The following is an 18,517-nucleotide window of genomic DNA, read 5'->3' as shown; positions in this document are numbered from 1 at the left end:
TACTGGCCGGCTGACGGCGCTGGCCCCCGCGCAGGCGAACGGGCGGCACGGTCACGGCAAGCGCGCCGTGTGCGCTGGTCCTCGGCGCCCCGGCCCGGCCCGGCCCGGGCAAGAACGGCCTGTCCCGGTCCGGCCGTTCGGCGGGAAACCGCGGCCCGTCTGCGGCGTCCGGCGCGCAGGGCGGTTTCCGGGGCCTGCCCGTGTTGGTGACGGGAGGCGCAGGCAGGGCGCGCCGCGTGCGCGGGTCCTCGGTGCTCCGGCCCGGCCCGGCCTGGCCTGGTCGAGAACGTCCCGTCCCGGTCCGGTCGTTCGGCGGGAACCGCGGCCCGTCAGGGACGTCCCGCTCGCGCCGTCCGGCCGTACAGCACCGCCGTGAGCAGGACCAGGAGTGTGCCGATGAGCCAGCCGCCCAGGACGTCCGATGGCCAGTGGACGCCGAGCCAGACTCGGGTCCAGCCCACGCCGAGGACCGAGACGGTCGTCACCGTGAGCGCCGTGCGCCATACCGCGCGGCCCACGTGACGGAGGGCGAGGACCCACAGGACGAGGCCGCCGACGACCGTAGCCGTCATCGCGTGCCCGGACGGGAACGCCGCGAAGTGGGCGCTGTCGACCGGGTCCGGCCACGTCGGCCGCTCCCGCCCGACGGCCGCCTTCAGGCCCTGCTGCAGCAGCGTCGCGAAGAGGCAGCTCGCGCCCACCCACACGGCGAGCCGCCGGTCGCCGAGCCACCACAGCCAGACGACCAGGACCGTGCACAGCGCGCGCATCGTCCACGTGTCCCAGATCCAGTCGGTGAGGATCCGGTTGGTCTGGGTCAGCGTCGGATCCTCGACGGCCCAGCGGTGGGTGGCGCGGGCGAGCGAGGCGTCGGCGTCGAGCAGCGGCGCCCAGTCGGCCGCCACGGCGCCGACCAGCAGAGCGGTCAGCACCCCGAGCACGGCGGCGGAGACTCGGCCCGCCCGCCCGGCAAGCGGCGCCGACGGACCTTCCGCCGCGGGGGAGTTCTGGGGCGCGTCGGGGCGTGGTGCGGAGTGCATACGAAGATCCTCGCCGACGCGCGCCCGTACGGGCCAGAGCCGAACGGGAGGAATGGGCGGCGCGGCTCAGCCGAGGGCGCTCAGACCCGGAACGAACGCGATCAGCACCGGGACCACCGGAACAAGAGCGGCCGCCGCGGTCAGACGCAGGCGGCAGCCCGCGGTGAGCCGGGGCAGCGGCGACAGCAACCGCTGCACGCGCTGCGGCACTTCGGCCATCGTGCCGGGGCAGGGGCCGAACACACCCCGGTGCTCGTTCAGTTCGACCAGGGCGAGCGCGATCGTCAGGCGCCCGAAGCGGCGCGAGGCCACGTCGTCCGCCGCCAACTCCACGAGCCGGTGCATCTCGTCGCGGAACGACGCGAAGACCCGTACCTGCGGAAAGCCGTTGGCGAGCGCGCCCGAGCAGTGCAGCAGCCAGTCGTGGCGGGCCTGCGCATGGCCCTGCTCGTGGGCGAGGACCGCATCGAGCTGACGGCCCTTCAGGCGGCGCAACGCGGCGGTGGTGATGACCAGTTGGGGCGCCGTGCCGGGCAGCCACCAGGCATCCGGACGCTCACCTTCCAGAACGACCAGGCGGTCCGTGCCGGGCTCCTCGCCGGGCAGCAGTGGGGAGCGTACGAGGAGTTCGGCCCGGCGCGCGCGGCGGCGGACGCGCGCCCGGAACACCTCGCGGCTCAGCATCGCAGCGGTCCACACCCCGCCGAGGGCGAGCGCGACTGCGGTGGCGGCGGCCCAAGGGCCCGCGGCCGACAGGGCGTACGCCTCGACGACGCCTTGTGGGGCGGGCGCGAAGAGCTGTCCTCGTACTGCCTGCCAGGCCGCGGCGGCGCTCAGCGTCATGGACAGCGCGCAGCACAGCAGCACGGTCGCGATCACGCACTGCCACACCCACAGCGCGACCACGGGTTCGCGCTCCGGCCACTCGGCGCGTGCAAGGAGTCTGGGGCCCACGACGGCGGTCAGCGCGCCGAGCATGAGCAGGGCGACGGGGACCAACATGACCCCAGCCTATGAGTGCGCGCTACCGGAGGACATGGGCTGAGCCGTCAAGTGACGCACGCCACGGATTTCGTAGGTGTGGGCGTCGACGACGGATTCCGCAGGGGGTCGGCGCATGCCACGGATTTCGTAGCGGACAGGCCCTAGCGCCACGTCCGTGGCGCGGAGGGCTCACATCGTCAGCAGCATCGCGAACATCCCGATGCCCATGGCGAGTCGGCAGGCGAGCGCCACCTCGGCCCGGTCCCCCCAGGCCACGGCACCAACGCCCCCGGCACCCGCGCCCCCGCCTGGGCCCCCGACCGAACCCGCAGCAGGCACGAGCCGCACCCCTGCCCCGAGCACGTACCCGGCGAAGTACAGCAGCAGCACACCGGTGACCAGCGGGGCGCCCGCCGGACCCGCATGCGCCGCGTGCCCCGCGCTTCCCGCGGGCGCCGCCGCCATCGCCACCGCCATGTACACCATCGCGAGGGTGCCGACGAGATGGTGCAGGTGATGCGCACGGGCGTGCCCTCGCGCATTCCACAGCGCGCGCACCGCGGCCGTGCCGAACACCACTCCGTACGCCCACCACGCCCAGCGGGGCGGCCCGAACACCGCGGCCGGGACCGCCATCACCGCCATCCCGAACCCCATCAGAGCCTCACCGCCCGCCGCGCTGCGCTGCTCGGCGACCGGGCTGCGCATCCGCAGCAGGCAGTACGCCCCGGTCGCCGTGCACAACGCGACGAGCAGCCACCCGGCCAGTGCCGGTCCGTGCACGGCACACCTCCCCCTCCGTCACCGTCGACGTATCGGCACTCATCCGTGTCGACAGGTCGATGCCCGGTGGGGCCGTCCCCTACGCGGCGCACGGGTGTACGCGGGGAGCACGCACCGGCGGAAGGGGAGCGGAAGTACTCCGAGGGGAGCGGGCGGGGAGCGGGCAGGGAGCTGGGGGAGCGTCAGCGCAGATGCACCGGAAGGGACTCGACGCCGTAGACGATGGACAGCTTGCGGAAGGCGAGTTCGTCCGGCGAGACGGCCAGCTTCATCTCGGGGAAGCGGCGCAGCAGCGCGGGGTAGGCGGCGCGCAGTTCCATACGGGCCAGCTCGGCGCCGATGCAGCGGTGGATGCCGTAGCCGAAGGCGACGTGTCCTGAGGCCTTGCGGTCCGGGTCGAAGGCGCCGCGGTCACCGCCGGTGAAGCGCGGGTCGCGGTTGGCGCCGCTGAGGGAGCACAACATGAAGTCGCCCTTGGGGATGTGCACCCCGGCTATCTCGATGTCCTCCTTCGCGAACCGCGGGAACGCCAGCTGCACCACGGTCAGATAGCGCAGCGCCTCCTCGACGAACGGCGCCGCCGCCGCGTCCTCGTCCCGTACCCGGGCGAAGGCCTGCGGGTCCTGGAGGAGGACGAGCGAACCGAGCGCCAGCATGCTCGCGGTCGTCTCGAAACCGCCGGTCAGGACGCCGTCGGCGAGGCCGGCGAGCTCCTCGTCCCCGACGGTGTCGCCGTGCTCGCGGACGATCATGCCGAGGAGTCCGTCACCGGGCTTCTCGCGCTGCTTCTTCACAACGTCCCGGAAGTAGTCGAGCGAGGCCGAGGTGTGGCCGAAGGGTGCTATCGCGCCGTCGGACAGGTCGAAGCGGGCCATGCTCAGCTGCTGGAAGTCGTGCCGGTCCTCGTAGGGAACGCCGAGCAGTTCGCAGATCGTGAGGGAGGGGATCGGCAGGGCGAAGCTCTGCACGAGGTCGACCGGACCGGGGCTGCGCTCCATCGAGTCCAGACAGTCGCTGACGATCTCGTCGATCCGCGGAGTCAGCCTGCGCAGGCGGCGCATGGTGAACTCCGGGGTGAGTATCTTGCGCAGCCGCGTGTGCACCGGCGGGTCCGCGAAGCCGAGGCCGCCGGGGTTCTGCTCCTCGAGCACGCCCGCGTTCCCCGCGAGATTGGTGAAGTCCGTGCTGAATCCGTCGGTCGCGCCGAGGACGGCCTTCACTTCCTCGTGCCCCGTGACGACCCAGGCGTCCATGCCGAACGGCAACGGCACCTTGGAGATCGGTGCCTGCTCCTGGGCGCTGATGAGCTGCGGCGCCGGATCGAGCCCCTCGCGGCGCAGCGGCATCAGGAGTTGCTCGGGCAGGAGCGAGATCGTGGACGACCCGATGCCGTGCTTCTTGATCCTGGCCAGGTACTTGCGCCCCAGCCGAGCGGCGATGCGGGATCGGAGATTCGCCCTCAATGTGAGCTCCATGGTCGACGTACAGCCCAGACTCTCGATGCGGTCTCGGTATTAACGGGAGCGGTCAGCATAAGTGGCCGACCGGTACCCGTGGTGACCGAGGGGCGTCCCCGGGCTGGGAATCAGGGTCGAATCAGGGACGCTCGGGCCCCGTCTCGGGGTTGCACGGATCATGGTGTGCGCTGTGGCACAGGGGGCGCGTGAGGGCGCCCCGCGGGGAGCGGGGGAGCAGGGTTACGCGCGGTACGTCACGGGCGGTGGCGCAGCGGGTGGTCGGCGGGCACCTCGACGAGCACGATGTCGTTGCCGTCGGGGTCCTTGATCCACATCTCGATGAGGCCCCACGGTTCCTGACGCGGCTCCCGGACGATCTCGACGCCGCCCGACCGCAGTCCGTCGTGCGCGGCGGCGACGTCGGCGACCTGCAGCCAGAGCTGGATCCCCGGCGACGGCGCCCGCTCCGCCCGCCCGGACAGCTCCAGGAAGCCGCCGCCCAGGAAGTAGACGGTGCCGCGCTCCGGCCCGGTGCCGAACTCGCGGTAGATGTCGAGGCCGAGGACCTCGCCGTAGAAGGTGCGGCTGCGCTCGGGGTCGACGGGGCGCAGGAGGGTGCGGCTGCTCAGTACGTGGACCATGAAACGGCACTGTAACGGCGCGCTAGGCTCGACGGCATCGCGAGCGGAGACCGCCGGGGGGCGCGTGGTGGTCCGCCGCGGTATCCCGTCACAACCCCGCCGCGAGACACGAAGGGCAGCACCTCCATGGACACCGCATCCCGCACCGCCACCACCGGCGAACCGACCTTCCGCGACGCCACGTACGCCGACGTCGAGGCACTCGTCGCCCTGATCGAGTCGGCCTACCGGGGGGACAGCAGCCGCACCGGCTGGACCACGGAGGCGGACATCCTGGAGGGCCGGCGGACGGATCCGGAGGGCGTACGCGCGGTCGTCGAGGCGCCGGACAGCCGGCTGCTCGTGGTGGAGCAGGACGGCCGGACGATCGCCTGCTGCCAGCTGGAACACCGGGGCGACGCGGCGTACTTCGGGATGTTCGCGGTCAGCCCCGAGCTGCAGGGCGCCGGCCTCGGCAAGGTGATCATCGCGGAGGCGGAGCGCACGGCCCGCGCGCAGTGGGGCGTACGACAGATGCAGATGACGGTGATCTCGGTCCGCGAGGATCTGATCGCCTGGTACGAGCGCCGGGGCTATCGCCGTACGGGGGAGATGTCCCCGTTCCCGTACGGCGATGAGCGCTTCGGTGTTCCGCAGCGGGACGACCTGCAGTTCGAGCTCTTGGTGAAGCCGCTCGGCGTCTGAACAGGGCGTGTACGGAAGGCAGTTGGGTGGTTGTTGACGTGGCTGCCCTGAGATGCCTCTGAGATGCCTCTGAGGTGGCTCAGGCGGTGAAGCGGCCGGTGCGTTTGATCTCCGGGTAGTCGGTGGTGGCGCCGTCGAGGCCGAGGGCGCGGACCAGGCGCAGATGGTCCTGGGTGTTGACGACCCAGCCGATGATCCGCAGGTCCGCCTTGCGCGCGGCCTCGACCGTCTCCAGGGTCAGACGGCGGATGTTGAGTACGAGCGTGGTCGCGCCGACGGCCACGGCCCGCTCCACGACGTCGGTGCCGTAGCGGCTGGCGACCAGCGCGGTGCGGACGCCGGGGACGAGCCGGGAGATCTCCGCGAGCGCCTCGTCGTGGAAGGAGAGCACCTCGACGCGGCCCACGAGGTCGCGCCGGTGCATCACCTCGGCGAGGGCGCGGGCGGCGGCCACGTCCTTGATCTCCGCCTGCAGTGGCGCCTTCACCGCGTCCAGGACCTCTTCGAACACGGGGATGCGCTCGCCTCGCCCGGCGTCGAGGGCGCGCAGCTCGGCGAGGGTCTTCTCGGCGATCGGTCCCTTGCCGTCGGTGGTGCGGTCGACCAGCGCGTCGTGCATGACGACGAGGGCGCCGTCCTTGCTGAGGTGGAGGTCGAGTTCGATGACGTCGAGGCCGCCCTGCTCGGCGGCCACGAAGGACCTGAGGGTGTTCTCGGGCTCGACGCCCATGACTCCACGATGACCGATGGTGAGGAAGTTCAAGGGTTCACTCGCTTCCGTCGACATGCCTGACGCTGTCCAGGTGCGCCGCGATGGCGGGCGGTCCGGGAGGTCCGGCGCGACGCGGCTCGCGGCTCCGCCGGGCGCTGCCGTGAGTCCCGTTCACGGGCAGGTCGGCGGCCATTCACCGCGGTCGCGGGGCGAATGCCGAACTCGGGGTCCGAGCCACTGCGCAAGCTTGGCGAGGGTTCCTGCGGAGCGCAAGACGACGCTCGTGAACGTGTGCGTCGGGGGTCAAGGCGGTGCGCGCGGGATTCACCCGTGCTTCTGCTTTCTCCCCTCCCCGCCCTTTCCCGAAGTCCTCAGCGGACGCCTTACTGGGGGCTGCCGCCCCCAGGCCCTCACCCCGGGGGCTGCGCCCTCAGGCCCTCACCCCGGGGGCTGGGCCCCCAGACCCCGCCCGGCGGGGCTGCCGCCGCTGGACCCCGCCGGGGCTGCGCCCTCGAGCCCCACCCCTGGGCTGCGCCCCAGACCCCGCCCCTGGGCTGCGCCCCTGGGCTGCACCCCTGGGCTGCGCCCCAGACCCCGCCCCTGGGCTGCGCCCCTGGGCTGCACCCCTGGGCTGCGCCCCAGACCCCGCCCCCAGACCCCGCCCCTGGGCTGCGCCCAAGCCCCCAGGGGCTGCGCCCGCCGGTGCTGCGCCGCAGACCCCGTTCAGGGGCTGTCGCCGCTGGACTCCACCGGGGCTGGGCCCTGAGCCGCCCCACCCGGGGTTGCGCCCCAGACCCCGCCCCCGGGGTTGCGCCCCCCGGGGCTGCGCCCCTGACCCAGCCGGGGCTGTGCCCCCGAGCCCGGCAGGGGGCTGCGCCACCCCCGGGGCTGCCGCCCTCAGACCCCGGGGCTGCGCCCCTGCCTCCCGCCGGGGCTGCCCCCCCCTGACTCCCGCCCGGGCTGCGCCCCTGACCCCGACCGGGGGGCTGCGCCCAGACCCCAACCGGGGCTGCGCCCCTGACCCCTCCCGATCGCGCTTCGCGCTCGTCCTCAAGCGCCGGACGGGCTGGATTGGCTCACCTGTCAGCCTCGGACCTGCACATTCTGCCCCTCCGGCATTCGCGATGGGGGGTCCCCTGCTCCGCACCTCCCGGCCGAAGGCCCGGGAAGGGGGGGAAGCCGAGAGCCTGGCGGAGGCGCCCCGGGGCGGAGCCCCGCAGTCGACCGCAGGCCACGCGGCGCCAGCCGCATCTCGGACACTGCCGGGAAGGGGCGGGAAGGGGCAGGCAGGGGCGCCGATTCCGCCCGCCCGGCGCCCGCCGTGCACCGAGCGCGCCGATTCCGTCCGCCGGGCGCCGGGCGGAAAGCGCCGATCCTCCCGCAGCGCGCCCGGCGCGCCCGGCGTGCACGAAGCCGCCGAGCGCGCCGATCCCCCGGCAGCACGCCCGGCGTGCACCAAACCGACGGGGCGGGACGGCCAAGGGGGACCTACAGCCCCTCCAAATCCCCCAGCATCGCCTCCGCCAGCTCCACCTCGGAGATCAGGCGCCGCTCGCTCCAGCGCAGGGCGATCTGCGGGTGCCCCCAGGCCTCCACCCCGTCGGCCCGCGCGAGAGCGTCCCGTACCTCCTTCAACTCGCCCTGCGTACGCGCCACATGCTCGTGCACCAGCGCCCGCAGCTGCTCCGGCTGCGTGAGGTGGCCGAGCCAGACGCGCAGCAGCAGCGGGTGCTTGAGGACCGGGGCGCCCGGGTCCTGGCCTGCGCTCGCCCAGCGGGACAGGGCGGTGCGGCCCGCGTCCGTGATCGTGTACGCCCGCTTGGCGCGCGGCTCCTCGGGGCCTGAGCGGCGCGACGTGGCGTAGCCGCGGGACTCCAGGCGGCGCAGCTCGGCGTAGATCTGACTGATCGCGGGCGACCAGTAGAAGAAGCGGAGGGAGGAGTCGGCCCACTTCTTCAGCTCGTAGCCCGTGCGCTCGCCGGGGAACGAGAGCAGGCCGAGCACCGCCCAGGCCGTCGGGGGCAGACCCTCGCCCGGGTCAGCCGGGTCAGCCGGGTCAGCCGGGTCAGCCGAGTCAGCCGGGTCAGCCGGGTCAGCCGGATCGGCGGGGTGTGCTGTCGCCTGGTGATCGCCCTTGGTCATGGCCGCATTGAAGGCGGCGGTGCGGCCGGGCGCAATCCCCCGCCGTATTCGTTGTCGTATCCCGCGTCCGTATCCCGCGTCCGTATCCCGCGTCCGTATCCCGCGTCCGTATCCCTAGTCGTATCCCTCGTCGTATCCCTTGTCACTTCATCCGGCTCCCGCTAGACCTGACTATTAGTCATATAGCTGATCGAGGCATAGGCAGACCCCACTCAACTCCCAGGAGGCGGCGTGAAGTTCTCCGTGATCTTTGAGGCGCAGCTGGCGGATCCGACCGTCGAGCGCGAGCACCAGGTGATCCGTGACTGCGTCGAACAGGCGGTGCTCGCCGAGGAGATGGGCTTCGACCGCGTCTGGGCGGTCGAGCACCACTCCCTCAAGTGGTACGCGCACATGAGCGCCCCGGAGATCTTCCTCACCTGGGTCGCCGCGAGGACCAGCACGATCCGGATCGGGCACGGTGTGGTCTGCATGCCGTTCGCCTTCAACCACCCCGCGCGCGTGGCCGAGCGCGCCGCCATGCTCGACCTGCTCTCCGGCGGCCGCGTCGACCTGGGCGCGGGCCGCGGCGGCACGCTGCAGGAGACCTCGCTGTGCGGCGTGGACCGGGACCGCACCACGCAGGAGGTCGAGGAGGCGCTCAGGATCATCGGAAAGGCCTGGGAGAAGGACGAGTTGGAGCACCACGGCGAACTGCTCGACATCGACCCGCACCCGATCCTGCCGCGCCCGAAGCAGACCCCGCACCCACCGCTGTTCCTCGCGTGCAGCCGTACGGAGACACTGCGGCAGGCGGCCGAACTCGGCATCGGGGCCCTCGTGATGGGCTTCGCCGGGCCCGAGTCGATCAAGGAGATGCGGACCGCGTACGACACGGCGCGGGCGGAGCGCGGCAGTGAACGCCTCGTCTCCTCTGTCGTCAACGACCACTTCTCCGTACTCTGTCCGACGATCGTGCTCGACGACGGTGAGACGGCACGGAACATCGGCATCCGAGGGCAGCGGTTCTTCGCGCAGTCGATCGGCCACTGGTACGGCGGGGCGGGCGTTCCCGACGAGGCCGTGGTCGAGGGCGCCGACGAGGCCGAGGAGATGCGCAGGGCCGCCGAGCAGGTCGTGGCGCGACTGCACGAGCACAGCATTCCGGTACGCCCCACGTCCACGGCCACCTTCAACGCGGACCACGCCTACGGCACCGCGGACGACGCGATTCGCTACGTCGAGCAGCTCCGCGACGCGGGCGCCGACGAGATCATGTGCCTGATCCAGATGGGCACGGTGCCGCAGGAGGCCTGCATGGAGACCATCCGGCAGTGGGGCGAGAAGGTGATTCCGCACTTTCGCGACGACGCGCGACGCCGGCCGTTGGGCCGGCGGACCGCGCGGGACCAGGAGGCAGCCCGATGACGACCCAGCCCGCGACCGAGGACCGACTCCCTCCGGAAGCACGGCAGTTGGTGGACCTGATCACCTCCGTCTTCCCGGATCTCGGGGGCACGGTGACCGACGCGGCTCAGGCCCGGCGGATCCTGTCGGCGCAGCCGCGCCCGCCCTGGGAGCCGCCCGAGGTCGGCTCGGTGGAGGACCGCACGATCCCGGGGCCGGAGGGTGAGCCCGAGATTCCGGTACGGATCTACCTGCCGGACCCGGCGACGGCGCGCGGGCCCCGGCCGACCGTGCTCTTCCTGCACGGTGGCGGCTGGGTCATCGGCGACCTGGAGAGCCACGACAACACGGCCCGCGGGCTCTGCCGGGAGGCGGGCGCCGCGGTCGTCGCGGTGGACTACCGGCTCGCGCCCGAGCATCCGTTCCCGGCGGGGGTGCGGGACGCTTACGCAGCGCTGTGCTGGACCGCGGCGCACGTCGCGGAGCTCGGCGGGGACCCGGGCGCCCTGGTCGTGGCCGGGGACAGTGCGGGCGGCAACCTCTCCGCGGTGATCGCGCAGCAGGCCAGGGACGAGGGCGGCCCGGCCGTCGCGCTGCAGCTGCTGATCTACCCGGCGACCGACATGAGCCGCCCGTGGCCGTCCCTGCAGCGCAACGGCAGCGGCTTCTTCCTGTCCCTGACGCACATGAAGTGGTTCGGGCAGCAGTACCTCGCGGCCGGCGGCGACCCGGCCGACCCGAGGATCTCCCCGCTGCTCGGCGAGCTGTCCGGACTGCCGCCCGCGCACATCGTCACGGCGGGCTGCGATCCGCTCTGCGACGAGGGCCTGGCCTACGCGGAACGCCTGCGCGAGGCGGGCGTCCCGGTCACGGAGGCGCACTTCCCGCAGATGTTCCACGGCTTCTTCGGCTTCCCGCAAGCGCTCGCCGACGCCCGCGCGGCACTGGAGGGCGCGGCGGCCGCGATCGCCGGGACAGCCGCCCCCGGGACTGCTGCGAACCCGGGGAACGACAGGAAAAACTTCGGTGAATCAGGGGGTCTCACGGGATAATTTCCGCAGGCTCCACTTGTGGCGGAGAACCTCGCATGCATACGGTGTCTTTACGCGAGGTTCTCCCGTGGAGGAAGTGACATGACGGAAATTCTTGTGCAGCCTGTGGTGGAGGGACAGATTCCTTCTGCGTCATCCAGGGTGATCGAGCACCCTGCCTGGCCGGTGCTCAAGGATGCCGTGGAAGAGATCAGGCCCTGGCAGTCCGCGGACGGCTCGATCGACTTCGACGCCGAGAGCGCCCCGCCCCGCTCCGTGGCCGAGCTCACCGTGGACCGCGTCATATCCGCGGTCGAGCAGCTCGCGCCGCTGCTCCCGCACGACGCCGCGTACCTCCGGGCCCTCGGCCTCGACCTGCGGCGCTGGGCCGACGAGGGCTTCCAGGTGCCCGACTTCCTGGACTCGCTGCTCGCCTTCCAGCCCGCGGCGCACCGCGAGGACGGACTGCAGCACCTCGTGGTCTTCCCGATGTACACGCAGAACGGCAACCCCGACCGCAACCTCGAGGCGGTCGTCCTCAAGATGGTCTGGCCCGACTGGCTGGCCGACCTCGAGGCCACGCGCTACGACAACCCGCTGTTCTGCGGCATCACCTTCGAGGACTTCACCTCCGGGTACGACACCAACTCCGCGGTGCTCTTCCCCGAGACGATCGCCGTGCGCGAGGCCCCCGAGCGCTTCTCCTGGGGCGGCATCTTCTGCGACCGCGAGGCGGCCCGCTTCCGTCGCGTCACCGAGGCCGCCGTCGACCTCCTCGGGCTCGAACTGCCCGACGACATCCGCGAGATGATCGGAGACCAGGAGCGCTGCAAGGAAGCCTTCGTGCTCTGGGACATGGTCCACGACCGCACCCACAGCCACGGCGACCTGCCCTTCGACCCGTTCATGATCAAGCAGCGCCAGCCGTTCTGGATGTACGGCCTGGAGGAGCTGCGCTGTGACCTCACCGCCTTCAAGGAGGCCGTGAAGCTGGAGTCCGAGGGCAACCGGCACGGCCGCGACGTCCAGTACGCCGTGCTCTTCGACCGGATGTTCCGCTTCCCCGTCACCGGCGACCGCGTCAAGAACTACGACGGCCTCGGCGGCCAGCTGCTCTTCGCGTACCTGCACAAGCACGACGTCGTGCGCTGGACCGACAACACCCTGCGCATCGACTGGGACCGGGCCCCGCAGATCACCAACCAGCTCTGCGCCGAGATCGAGGAGCTGTACCGCGCGGGCATCGACCGCCCCAAGCTGGTGCACTGGTTCGCCGCGTACGAGCTGGTCTCCACCTATCTCGCCCCGCACCCGGGATCCCGCTGGGCCAAGGGCCCGGACGCCCTGGACACCTCCTTGCCGCCCCGGAAACTCGTCGACGAGGTGCTTGCGGACGAGTTTCCGCTGAGCATGTTCTATGAGGCGCTCTCCAAGAAGCTCAAGGGCGTGATCGCCTCGACCAGGGGGATCACGGCAGCGGACGTCCAGCGGGTCGCCGCGTGAGCCGCCCCGCCGACGCGGAGGTGAGGACCATGACGAACGGAAATGGGAACGGTGTGCTGAACGGTGCTGTGATCGCGGTGGCAGGAGCCGCCGGACCTGCGGGGCGGGCCACCCTGCTGCGCCTGGCCGAGGCGGGCGCCACCGTCGTCGCCTCCGACGCGGACGCGACCCGCCTCGCCGAGGCGGTGGACGCCGCCCGGTACGCGCACGGCGGCGCGACGGTCACCGGCGACACGGTCGACCTCCTCGACCTCGACGCCACCCGCGACTGGGTCGCCCGTACGGAGAAGGAGTTCGGGCGGATCGACGGCCTCGTGCACCTGGTGGGCGGCTGGCGCGGCAGCGCGACCTTCGCCGAGACGGACCTGGCCGACTGGGACGTCCTGGAGAAGCTCCTGATCCGCACCGTCCAGCACACCTCCCTCGCCTTCGAGGAGGGCCTGCGCCGCAGCGACCGCGGGCGGTACGTCCTGGTCAGCGCCGCCGGTGCGAGCAAGCCAACGGCAGGCAACGCCGCGTACGCCGCGTCCAAGGCGGCCGCCGAGGCCTGGACGCTCGCCCTCGGTGACGCCTTCCGCAAGACGGCCAAGGCGGACGGTTCCGAGCTGACCTCGGCAGCGGTCATCCTGGTGGTGAAGGCGCTGGTGCACGAGGCCATGCGGGCCGAGCGCCCCAACGCGAAGTTCGCGGGCTTCACCGACGTGACGGAGCTGGCCGAGGCCATCGCCGGCATGTGGGAGCGGCCCGCCGAGGATGTGAACGGAACCCGCCAGTGGCTGATCGAGAAGCCGTGAACCCTGCGAATCCGCCGAGGACCGACGCACGCCGCCATCACGACCCGGAGACACGAGGCTTCGCCAGCGACAACTACGCCGGGGCGCACCCCGAGATACTCGCGGCCCTCGCCCTCGCCAACGGCGGCCACCAGGTCGCGTACGGGGAGGACGACTACACCGCGCACCTCCAGCAGGTGATCCGCGGCCACTTCGGCGCGAGCGCGGAGGCCTTCCCGGTCTTCAACGGAACGGGCGCCAACGTCACGGCGCTTCAGGCGCTCACCGACCGCTGGGGCGCCGTGATCTGCGCCGACACCGCGCACATCCACGTCGACGAGTGCGGTGCCCCCGAGAAGGTCGGCGGCCTCAAGCTCCTCACCGTGGCGACGCCGGACGGCAAGCTCACCCCCGAGCTGATCGACCGGGAGGCGTACGGCTGGGACGACGAGCACCGGGCGATGCCGCAGGTCGTGTCGATCGCGCAGAACACCGAACTGGGCACCGTCTACACGCCCGAGGAGATCCGCGCGATCTGCGAGCACGCCCACGCGCACGGCATGAAGGTGCACCTGGACGGCGCCCGCATCGCGAACGCGGCCGCCTCCCTCGACGTACCGATGCGGACCTTCACCAACCGCGCCGGGGTCGATGTGCTCTCCTTCGGCGGCACCAAGAACGGGGCCCTGTTCGGCGAGGCCGTCGTCGTCCTGAACCCGGACGCGGTGCGGCACATGAAGCATCTGCGGAAGCTGTCCATGCAGCTGGCGTCCAAGATGCGGTTCGTCTCCGTGCAGCTGGAGGCGCTGCTCGCCAAGGATCTGTGGCTGCGCAACGCCCGGCACGCCAACGAGATGGCCCAGCGCCTCGCCGAGGGCGTCCGCGCCGTCGACGGGGTGGAGATCCTGCACCCCGTGCAGGCCAACGCCGTCTTCGCGCGCCTCCCGCACGACGTGAGCGAGCGCCTGCAGCAGCGCTACCGCTTCTACTTCTGGGACGAGGCCGCGGGCGACGTGCGCTGGATGTGCTCCTTCGACACCACCGCGGACGACGTGGACGGATTCGTGGCCGCGCTCAAGGAGGAGATGGCCTCCCGCTGACTGTATGAGTATGCGGCCGACCGTAAAGTGATTGACTTGCGGTCGGCCGCTTCCGTACGTTCTGGCCGCATGGAACTCCTCCAGGAACACCCTCAACTCGCCCCGTATCTGGCCGAGAGTGAGGCCGTGAACCACGGCCACCCGTCGATCCGGCACGAGGCGGAACGCCTTCAGACCTCGACCCCCGATGCATACGCATACGCCCGCGCCGCCTATGCCTTCGTACGGGACGCCGTGCCGCACTCGCAGGACTCCGGTGATCCCCGGGTCACCTGGCGGGCCTCGGACGTACTCGAACTCCGTACCGGCATCTGTCACGCCAAGGCCCATCTGGCCGCCGCCCTGCTGCGCGCCGCCGGCATCCCCACCGCGCTCTGCTACCAGCGCCTGACCCTCGGCGACGGGCTCGGAGAGGGGCACGCCCTGCACGGCCTGATCGCGGTCCGGCTCGACGGTGCCTGGCACCGGCAGGACGTACGGGGCAACAAGCCCGGTGTGGACGCGCGGTTCTCGCTCTCCGGGGAGCGGCTCGCGTGGGTGCCGCGGGCGGAGTTCAGTGAGCTGGACTATCCAGTACTCTATGCTGAACCGCGCGTCGTGGTCCTGAACGCCCTGAAGGCCGCCCCTGACCGCCCGACGCTGTGGCGGACGCTCCCCGACGCACTGTGACCGCATCGACCCAAGGCTCGGCATGACTCTCGAACTGACCGTCGCGGACGAGGTCCGCACCCTCGTCCCCGGCTTCACCCACCTCGCCATCGAGGCCCGCGGGCTCGTCAACGGCCCCAGCACCGAGGCCAGTTCGGCCCTGCTCGACGACGCCGCGCGCCGCCTCGCCGACCACCTCGACGGCCGCGCCCCGCACGAGGACCCGCACATGGCGGCCTGGCGCGCGGCGTACACCGCGTTCGGCGCCAAGCCCTCGCGCACCCGCAACTCCGCCGAGGCCCTCGCGAAGCGCGCCCTCGCGGACGGCGGACTGCCCCGCATCAACGTCCTGGTCGACGTCTACAACGCGATCAGCGTGGCCCACCTGATCCCGGTCGGCGGCGAGGACCTCGACCGCATCCAGGGCGGCATGCGTCTCGTACGGGCGCAGGGTGACGAGGAGTTCGTGACGACGGCGGCGGGGGAGGAGACCGTCGAGCACCCGGACGCGGGTGAGGTCGTCTGGCGCGACGAGGCGGGCGTCACCTGCCGCCGATGGAACTGGCGCCAGGGCCCCCGCACGCGCCTCACGGAGGACTCGACGAGCGCGCTGTTCCTGCTGGAGTCACTCGCCCCGATGCCGCTCGCCGACCTGGAGCGCGCGGGCGCCGAACTCGCGGAACTGGTCGAGAAGTTCAGCCCGGGGGCGCGGGTCGACGTGCGTCGGCCGGAGTAGCGGCAGGCGAACATTCAGCCCCGCCGGCGTTGGAGGAGCGGAGGTCTGGGGGCGGAGCCCCCAGAAGAACCCTTACGCCTCGCGCGACCGCACCGGCTCCGGAGCCGTACCCCCGAGGTGCGCCGGCACCCACCACGTGTCGTCCGGCCCCTTGGGGCGTACGGGATAGGAGCGCTGGGCGGCTTCGAGGAGTTCCTGGACCCGCTCGCGCAGCCGCCGCGTGATCGCCCCCGCGTACTGCTCGCGCGGCGCCTCCACCGGCTCGCCCACCCGGATCGTCACCGGGATGTGGCTGCGCTTGAAGTTACGCGGCCGCCCCTTGGTCCACAGCCGCTGCGTGCCCCACAGCGCCACCGGGATCAGCGGAACGCCGGCCTCCTGCGCCATCCGCGCGGCACCCGACTTGAAGCTCTTCAGCGTGAACGACGGCGAGATCGTCGCCTCCGGGAAGACACCCACGATCTGCCCGGACCGCAGCGAGTCGAGCGCGTGCGCGTACGCCGCCTCGCCCTGGTTGCGGTCCACCGGGATGTGCTTCATGCCGCGCATCAGCGGACCGGACACCTTGTGCCGGAACACCGAGTCCTTCGCCATGAACCGCACGAGGCGCTTCTGCGGACGCGTTGCGAGCCCAGCGAAGATGAAGTCCATGTAGCTGATGTGGTTGCTCACCAGGACCGCGCCACCGGTGCGCGGAATGTTCTCCGCACCCTTCAGGTCGATCTTCAGGTCCAGCGCTTTGAACATGGTGAGCGCGGCACCGATGACCGGACGGTAGACGAGTTCTGCCATGGGGGGCGATCGACCCTTCTGTGCGCCTGGGAAGGGTCTCCCCTGGCGGGTAAGTTACGGGCCCGTAGGTTTCGGGCGCTGCCGCAGATCGTGCCCCATCGACGGCCGAGTAGCCACCCCTCACGGCGGTGAGCAGGGAGATTCTCGTCACGTACGCCCCGTTCGCGTACTCAGATCCGAACGCTCGTACCCCTCTTGAAGAGCAGAAACAGCCGGCAGCCGAGGCAGTACGCGAACGCCGCGTTGAGGAACGCCGCCGCCAGGGCACACGCCGTGGCGGCCATTCCCAGCCATTCCGGGCCCACCGCGTACCCCACGAGCCCGAGCACCGCGAAGAGCAGCCCGACCCCCTGTGCGAACCGCGGCGGCGCCGGCGACTCACGTTCCGTGACGGGCCCGAGCCGCGGCCGTACGACCGTGCGGAACAGCAGTCCGTACGGAGTGCGCTGCACCCCCGCCGCCACACCGATCGCGAAACAGAGCGCCTGCCAGGCGAGCAGCCAGACGCTGCCCATGATCAGCACCAGGGCGAGCGCGACCGTCGTCAGGGCGGCGCCGAAGCGGGGTCCGCGTACATCGATCTCGTCGTTGGGGTCCACAGGGCAAGCATCGCCCGGGAAGCCACCTCAGGGGAACGGGAATGTTTACGGCTTCATGAATGCTGCACGCGGTGATGACCGGACTCATGGTGTGTGTGGCGGTGCTCCTCGCGGCGAGCGCCTACGGCCTGCTGCACCAAAGGCGGAGCGGGAGGCTCAAGGTGCGCGACGGTGAACGGGTGCTCGGGGAGCGGGAGTTGGGTGCCGCCCTCGGCGAGCGCGCCACCCTCGTGCAGTTCTCCAGCGCCTTCTGCCAGCCCTGCCGGGCCACGCGGCGCACGCTCACCGAGGTGAGCCAACTCGTCCCCGGCGTGGCCCACATCGAGATCGACGCCGAGGAGCACCTCCAACTCGTCCGCGACCTGGACATCCTGCGCACGCCCACGGTCCTCGTGCTCGACTCCCGGGGCCGGTTGGTGCGCCGCGCGAGCGGCCAGCCGCGCAAGGCGGACGTCATCGCCGCGCTCGGCGAGGCGGTCTGAGCCCGCGGTGCGCCGTCGTGAGCCTGCTCCCACATCCCGGTACGCACTTGACTGCACGCCACACGTATCGTCAGCCTGACTCCATGCCGCAGGAAATCCTTCTTTTCGAGCGCGCCCACGTGGACCTCGGCCGTCATGCGAGCGCGCGCTGTCCGGGCTGCTGAGCAGCCACGGACCTCGTTCACCACGGCAGAAGGACAACTCCATGACGGCCTCACCCGATCTTCGTACTCCGCAGCTCGCCTCACCCGACCTGCTGCGCTCGGTCTTCCGGCGGCATGCGGCGGGCGTCGCGGTGATCACCGCGAACGGCCCCGCAGGGCCCGTGGGTTTCACCGCCACCTCCCTCAGCTCGGCCGCCGCCGAGCCGCCCCTCGTCTCCTTCGGCATCGGCACCGGCTCCTCCAGCTGGCCCGTGATCGCCGACACCGAGCACGTCGGCATCCACATACTCGGCGAGCACCAGCAGGACCTCGCCGCCACCTTCGCGCGCAGTGGCGCCGACCGCTTCGGCTCGCCCACGCGCTGGCACGAGGGTCCCGAGGGGGTGCCGGTCCTGGACGACGTGCTCGCCTGGATGGTCTGCCGGGTCGTGGCCCGGGTGCCCGCGGGCGATCACCGGCTCGTCCTCGGCCAGGTCGTCGTCGGAGACCCCGCCGGAGTCGGCCGCCCGCTCCTCTACCACCAGGGCCGCTTCACCGCGCTGCGGGACTGATCCCGAGGCTCGCCCGGCGTTGGCAACGTCACAGTGCTGAGCGCTTGCTTAATGGGCAGGTAGTGGATGTACTAGCAAGTAACATTTCGATCGGAGCGCGGGTCGCCCCGACCGGGATCCGCCTCTTCAGGCGCCTATGCTGCCTGTAAAGGCAGCAGCCCAGAAATGACGATGCAGTAGGAGAGCCGGCGTGAGCTTGAGGATCGTTGTCTGTGTGAAGTACGTGCCCGACGCCACCGGCGACCGGCACTTCACCGATGACCTGACCGTCGACCGCGACGATGTCGACGGCCTGCTGTCGGAGCTCGA

Annotated in this window: 19 protein-coding genes and 1 pseudogene; 11 read left to right on the top strand and 9 right to left on the bottom strand. The window is 71.7% G+C overall.

The genetic code is table 11. The features are described from left to right. Nucleotides 1-329 precede the first annotated feature (329 nt). The 5 genes from RCO28_RS28575 to RCO28_RS28555 all read right to left on the bottom strand — a co-directional run bounded on the left by RCO28_RS28575 (nt 330) and on the right by RCO28_RS28555 (nt 4,905). Entirely contained in the window at nt 330-1,040 is a 711-nt protein-coding gene (locus RCO28_RS28575) for a phosphatase PAP2 family protein (protein ID WP_308944174.1), read from the bottom strand. Between the two features lie 66 nt (nt 1,041-1,106). Next, the gene (locus RCO28_RS28570; RefSeq protein WP_308944173.1) at nt 1,107-2,042 is read right to left on the bottom strand and encodes a M56 family metallopeptidase; all 936 of its coding nucleotides are present in this window, start codon (nt 2,040-2,042) and stop codon (nt 1,107-1,109) included. Nucleotides 2,043-2,213: 171 nt separating this feature from the next. Then, nucleotides 2,214-2,807 carry a DUF5134 domain-containing protein gene (locus RCO28_RS28565; RefSeq protein WP_308944172.1) on the bottom strand — a complete coding sequence of 198 codons (594 nt, stop codon included), beginning with the start codon at nt 2,805-2,807 and terminating at the stop codon, nt 2,214-2,216. A gap of 182 nt (nt 2,808-2,989) precedes the next feature. Further along, the gene (locus RCO28_RS28560) at nt 2,990-4,282 is read right to left on the bottom strand and encodes a cytochrome P450 (RefSeq protein ID WP_308944171.1); all 1,293 of its coding nucleotides are present in this window, start codon (nt 4,280-4,282) and stop codon (nt 2,990-2,992) included. A 236-nt stretch (nt 4,283-4,518) separates the two neighbouring features. After that, nucleotides 4,519-4,905 (bottom strand): VOC family protein, encoded by a 387-nt coding sequence (locus RCO28_RS28555; RefSeq protein ID WP_308944170.1) that lies wholly within the window; start codon nt 4,903-4,905, stop codon nt 4,519-4,521. A 126-nt stretch (nt 4,906-5,031) separates the two neighbouring features. Here RCO28_RS28555 and RCO28_RS28550 point away from each other — a divergent pair, with 126 nt between their 5' ends. Beyond that, on the top strand, nt 5,032-5,589 hold the full coding sequence (locus tag RCO28_RS28550) for a GNAT family N-acetyltransferase (protein ID WP_308944169.1): 558 nt from the start codon (nt 5,032-5,034) through the stop codon (nt 5,587-5,589). 79 nt (nt 5,590-5,668) lie between these two features. Here the strand turns inward: RCO28_RS28550 and RCO28_RS28545 are convergent, their stop codons facing one another. Together RCO28_RS28545 and RCO28_RS28540 are read right to left on the bottom strand one after the other, a co-directional pair. Then, the gene (locus RCO28_RS28545) at nt 5,669-6,352 is read right to left on the bottom strand and encodes a glycerophosphodiester phosphodiesterase family protein (RefSeq protein WP_308944333.1); all 684 of its coding nucleotides are present in this window, start codon (nt 6,350-6,352) and stop codon (nt 5,669-5,671) included. Between the two features lie 1,437 nt (nt 6,353-7,789). After that, complete coding sequence (locus RCO28_RS28540; protein ID WP_308944168.1) at nt 7,790-8,443, bottom strand: PadR family transcriptional regulator; 654 nt, start codon at nt 8,441-8,443, stop codon at nt 7,790-7,792. Between the two features lie 231 nt (nt 8,444-8,674). Here RCO28_RS28540 and RCO28_RS28535 point away from each other — a divergent pair, with 231 nt between their 5' ends. From RCO28_RS28535 to RCO28_RS28505, 7 genes are all read left to right on the top strand, one after another. Further along, nucleotides 8,675-9,850, top strand: coding sequence for an LLM class flavin-dependent oxidoreductase (locus RCO28_RS28535; RefSeq protein WP_308944167.1), 1,176 nt, complete (start codon nt 8,675-8,677; stop codon nt 9,848-9,850). Further along, nucleotides 9,847-10,881, top strand: coding sequence for an alpha/beta hydrolase (locus RCO28_RS28530; RefSeq protein ID WP_308944166.1), 1,035 nt, complete (start codon nt 9,847-9,849; stop codon nt 10,879-10,881). The genes RCO28_RS28535 and RCO28_RS28530 overlap by 4 nt, the downstream gene beginning before the upstream one ends. A gap of 81 nt (nt 10,882-10,962) precedes the next feature. Then, nucleotides 10,963-12,363, top strand: a complete 1,401-nt coding sequence (locus tag RCO28_RS28525; protein ID WP_308944165.1) for a DUF6421 family protein — start codon at nt 10,963-10,965, stop codon at nt 12,361-12,363. A gap of 29 nt (nt 12,364-12,392) precedes the next feature. Further along, the gene (locus RCO28_RS28520) at nt 12,393-13,157 is read left to right on the top strand and encodes an SDR family NAD(P)-dependent oxidoreductase (RefSeq protein ID WP_308944164.1); all 765 of its coding nucleotides are present in this window, start codon (nt 12,393-12,395) and stop codon (nt 13,155-13,157) included. Further along, the gene (locus RCO28_RS28515) at nt 13,154-14,236 is read left to right on the top strand and encodes a low specificity L-threonine aldolase (protein WP_308944163.1); all 1,083 of its coding nucleotides are present in this window, start codon (nt 13,154-13,156) and stop codon (nt 14,234-14,236) included. The genes RCO28_RS28520 and RCO28_RS28515 overlap by 4 nt, the downstream gene beginning before the upstream one ends. Nucleotides 14,237-14,305: 69 nt before the next feature. Next, nucleotides 14,306-14,905 carry a transglutaminase domain-containing protein gene (locus RCO28_RS28510; protein WP_308944162.1) on the top strand — a complete coding sequence of 200 codons (600 nt, stop codon included), beginning with the start codon at nt 14,306-14,308 and terminating at the stop codon, nt 14,903-14,905. A gap of 22 nt (nt 14,906-14,927) precedes the next feature. Next, on the top strand, nt 14,928-15,620 hold the full coding sequence (locus RCO28_RS28505; protein WP_308944161.1) for a phenylalanine--tRNA ligase beta subunit-related protein: 693 nt from the start codon (nt 14,928-14,930) through the stop codon (nt 15,618-15,620). Between the two features lie 72 nt (nt 15,621-15,692). On the opposite strand, the gene RCO28_RS28500 is transcribed toward RCO28_RS28505, so the two are convergent. Together RCO28_RS28500 and RCO28_RS28495 are read right to left on the bottom strand one after the other, a co-directional pair. Further along, a complete protein-coding gene (locus RCO28_RS28500) occupies nt 15,693-16,412 on the bottom strand; it encodes a lysophospholipid acyltransferase family protein (RefSeq protein ID WP_308944160.1) in 720 nt (239 codons plus the stop codon). A gap of 170 nt (nt 16,413-16,582) precedes the next feature. Beyond that, a complete protein-coding gene (locus RCO28_RS28495) occupies nt 16,583-17,011 on the bottom strand; it encodes a DUF4395 domain-containing protein (RefSeq protein WP_308944159.1) in 429 nt (142 codons plus the stop codon). Between the two features lie 74 nt (nt 17,012-17,085). Here RCO28_RS28495 and RCO28_RS28490 point away from each other — a divergent pair, with 74 nt between their 5' ends. The 3 genes and pseudogenes from RCO28_RS28490 to RCO28_RS28480 all read left to right on the top strand — a co-directional run. Beyond that, nucleotides 17,086-17,493, top strand: a complete 408-nt coding sequence (locus RCO28_RS28490) for a thioredoxin family protein (RefSeq protein ID WP_308944332.1) — start codon at nt 17,086-17,088, stop codon at nt 17,491-17,493. Nucleotides 17,494-17,698: 205 nt separating this feature from the next. Beyond that, nucleotides 17,699-18,208, top strand: coding sequence for a flavin reductase family protein (locus tag RCO28_RS28485; protein ID WP_308944158.1), 510 nt, complete (start codon nt 17,699-17,701; stop codon nt 18,206-18,208). Nucleotides 18,209-18,398: 190 nt separating this feature from the next. After that, a pseudogene (locus tag RCO28_RS28480) lies at nt 18,399-18,517 on the top strand (electron transfer flavoprotein subunit beta); the annotation flags it as partial.

Origin of the sequence: Streptomyces sp. LHD-70 (assembly GCF_031157275.1) — a bacterium.
In the GTDB taxonomy this organism is placed as follows: Bacteria; Actinomycetota; Actinomycetes; order Streptomycetales; family Streptomycetaceae; genus Streptomyces.
Note: the sequence above shows the minus strand (reverse complement) of the source record. Positions and strands in the feature narration are given on the sequence as shown.